We start from the raw sequence: 3,424 nt of genomic DNA, 5'->3' as shown, positions 1-3,424 counted from the left end.
AGCGAGGAGAGGCGGGGGTAATCGCTGGTAGATGCTCGATGATCAAGGATAACCCCCCCGTCCGACGAGTGAGCAAATCGGGGAGTAGGAAAGAAAAACCCCGGAGCGACCGGGGATAAGCGTTAGATGGTTTCGAGGATGAAAGTACGGTAGGGGTTGACATAATTACCTGGCAGACCCCAAGCTTTGAGGAAACCGAGACAGGTAAGCGTTTCGTCCTCGCTGCCGTCCCAAACTGCGAAGACCCGCTCACCTCGATCGCATAACCAAAGTAGTGGCTCGTCAACGAGCAGTACGCGGTCAGCGCGGAAAAGATTATCGAGGGGAAAGTCATCGATCGATTCAGCCTCGATCGAGAAGACCAGACCTTGATCGTTTTCTAGGAACAGGGTCGTCAGGAAACGGCTATAACCGAGGTGAAGAGCCTCCTCGATAAGAGACTTGAGAATAGGTATTTGTTCGGCATCTTGCCAGAAAAAGATAGCGGTTCGCATGGTTTTTTCAGTATGATGGATTGGAGAGGACTTCCACTCCCCTCCAATCCTATTAAGGAAACCTAGGTGTGAATGCTCGTGATACCGATCTGGGCATCCACATCATCCAAGAATTCAGGATTATTTTTCAGCCACTCCTCGGCTTCCCGTTTTCGGTCGGTTTTGCGCTTGCCTGATTTAATGGGAGTCTTAGGAGATTTCTGAGGCTCCTTGAACTTAGGTTCGTCGCTGTCGGTCGTTGCGTCGATCTCATCGTTGAGGCGACGGGTGACGAGTTGACCCTCCGTTTCCATCTTGCGCCGTTCGTAGTGGTTTTGGTTGATTTCCAAAAGGCGCTCTTTGACCCGTTGTCGGGCGCGTTGACGGCTCTTCGTTGATTCGATGCCGAGAAAACCTTCTGGGTCGTCCATAAACTCTTTGATACCGAGATTCAAGCGAGCGGCTAGAGCTAGAACTTGGCTGAATAGCTCCGCTTTTTTAGAGTTCATTACCACTACTTGCCCGAAGGGATCGAAGTGGATGTCGCCCTTCCAGCTGGTCTCCCCTCGCACTTGCCGGATGATGACTTCGGGAAGACCTTGAGTGCGGAGGGTGAGGATGCGTTCTTCCGACCGAAAACTTCCTTCGATTATGATGCCCTCGTACTCCAACTTACAGCTAGTGACACCCTTACCGATCGGTTCGACGCGGGGTTCGTCTTGGTGTTTGTCGTCCCCCAAGATCGCGCTTTTCCAATTGGTGAGTGCAAATTCCAATAATTCATCGGTTGCCTGTTTGATATCCTTAAGGGTTTTGAGTTCGGCGATCTTTTCGAGATCGAATGCGGCATCGAAACGCTCGCGGAACCGGTTCCACATATAGGCGTTGAGACGATCATAATCCCATTCGTCTTTGGTATAGGAACCATCGGAAGCGCGATGACCCGGTGCGACCTTAAACTGATCGAGTTCACCTTTCGTTAGCGCTTCATAGAAAATTGCCCGTTTATCCCGTTCGTGCCAAGCAATCAAGCGCAATCCGTAGAAGAGTTGCTTGTAGTCATAGAGCGCTTGATTGATAAATTTCTGCGCTTCTGCGGCCAGCTTGACTCGCTCGTTAGTTTTCGGTGCGTACAGTCCTAGTTCTTTGGGGTTAATGAATGTCATAATCGTGACCTCCTGTTTGTTTTCATCGCATAGTTATTTGTTCTTTTTTTTTCTTTCCTTTTCTTTCAAACTATGCCCTCCTTGATCATCCATTCAACGCAAGATTTCACCACATCTCCATGACACTTTAACGGTTTGCACCAGCAAGCTAACTGCACCGTTTCTCCTTTTTTAACTCGTTCCGCAATCCGAACTAACTCATCAAAAACCTCGCCGCGTTTTTGCACTTCCTGCCAAAGCCATTGCCGATACTTCACAACCACTTCCTCGCGATTACCGTCCTGCCCGATTACAAAGCGATTCTGCAAAACGCTACCCTTCAATAAATACGATTTATTAGCTCGACCGATATAGATTTTCGAGTTACCTAAAAACCCGCTATTTTTACCGTTAATGACTTCAAACATAGCCGATACCTCCTAAATATTTTCTCTCTTAGCTACTTTTTTCTTAACGTAGGGAGTCAAGGGCGGCGGAATAAAAAAAAAAAAAACTTTTTCCGCTTTTCCGCCGTTCCATCGTCAGATGGAATGGTATATTTTCGTTAGGGAATACGGTTTTTGATTTAGAACTTCTTAGGTTAAGGAACTGGTCACGCGTTTTCTTAGCGAACACGGTTTCCGGTAGAATTTCTTAGCGAGGAACGAGCTTAGAAATTCTTGGGAAAGCCTGTTTGCTTAGAAAACCGTGAAACCTTAGAAGTTCTTCAAAAAGCCTATTTCCTTACGAAAATAACCACCCTTGACCCCGTAGTTAAAATAGGATTGCTGAGAGAAGGCTTCCCCCCTGGGGGGGACGGGAGGGGGGGACAAAGAAACCGCGATCAGCACCTTCGTAGCAGAGGGGTGTGGGGATACTTCCCCACATAAACAACCGACCGAAGGGAGAACCGCTTTTAGATCGATCGGATTCAAGAGGTTAACTTATTGTGAGCGTTTTTTAGATCGATCGGATTCAAGAGGTTAACTTATTGTGAGCGTTCTGGTCGTTATGTTTGAGGGTGATTTTCGCTGCTATCTGGCGATCGTATTTTGTCGGTTCACCGCCAAAAAAAAAGCCCCGACCGAAAGCCGAGGCAGAAAGAAAGCGCTAGAACGGCAGAGACACCCACCAGCCCGAACCGACCGAAATCAAGCCCCAATCAGCCGGAACCGAGACACCCGCCGGCAACCAAACGCAACAGGGAACACCCAACCCCAACGCCAGCGCCAGAGAAGCCCAAGAACCCGAACCCAACCCGCAGAAACAAGAGCGCGAGTCAGCCGAAGGAACCAACCCCGCCGGACAAGCGCGACCCGGAAACGAGAACAGGACACCGCCCTCAGCCGCCAAAGCCCGCACGAACCGCACCGACCGACCAGCGAACGCCGACCGACCCGAACCCGACACGCGAAACACCCGACAACCCGGAACCGAAGCACGCACCGCACCGTCCACACCGCGAGCGCAACCGACCAGCACCACAGCACCCGCCGGCAGACCAGACAGCACCGAACCCAAGACCGCAGGAACGACCGAACGCGACCCCGAAAAACCAACGACCGGACAAGACAGAGCCGAAGAAACAGCAACACAAAACACGGGACACCTCCCAAAACAAACACACACAACAGGTTCTTCCTACCCCTTCGTTTGTCTTTGTTTTCTTCGATGAGGCCAGTGTCAAGGGTGGCGATCGGGGTCTGGGGTGTCCCCAGATAAAAAACCCGCGTAGCACCACTATCGCCACTCGCGCAGCCCTTGACACGGGTTTTAAAGGGGTATAATAGAAAACCTGTGTGTGTG

3 protein-coding genes are annotated in these 3,424 nt (G+C 50.5%); all 3 read right to left on the bottom strand.

Translation table 11 applies throughout. From position 1 onward, the window contains the following. Window positions 1–122: 122 nt before the first annotated feature. The 3 genes from IQ242_RS20020 to IQ242_RS20010 all read right to left on the bottom strand — a co-directional run bounded on the left by IQ242_RS20020 (window position 123) and on the right by IQ242_RS20010 (window position 2,046). Window positions 123–494, bottom strand: coding sequence for a hypothetical protein (locus tag IQ242_RS20020; protein ID WP_193961167.1), 372 nt, complete (start codon window positions 492–494; stop codon window positions 123–125). Between the two features lie 62 nt (window positions 495–556). Further along, the gene (locus tag IQ242_RS20015) at window positions 557–1,639 is read right to left on the bottom strand and encodes a hypothetical protein (protein WP_193961166.1); all 1,083 of its coding nucleotides are present in this window, start codon (window positions 1,637–1,639) and stop codon (window positions 557–559) included. Between the two features lie 65 nt (window positions 1,640–1,704). Then, entirely contained in the window at window positions 1,705–2,046 is a 342-nt protein-coding gene (locus IQ242_RS20010; RefSeq protein ID WP_193961165.1) for a DUF4326 domain-containing protein, read from the bottom strand. Between the last annotated feature and the right edge of the window lie 1,378 nt (window positions 2,047–3,424).

The organism is Microcystis sp. LEGE 08355 (assembly GCF_015207185.1).
In the GTDB taxonomy this organism is placed as follows: Bacteria; Cyanobacteriota; Cyanobacteriia; order Cyanobacteriales; family Microcystaceae; genus Microcystis; species Microcystis panniformis.
Note: the sequence above shows the minus strand (reverse complement) of the source record. Positions and strands in the feature narration are given on the sequence as shown.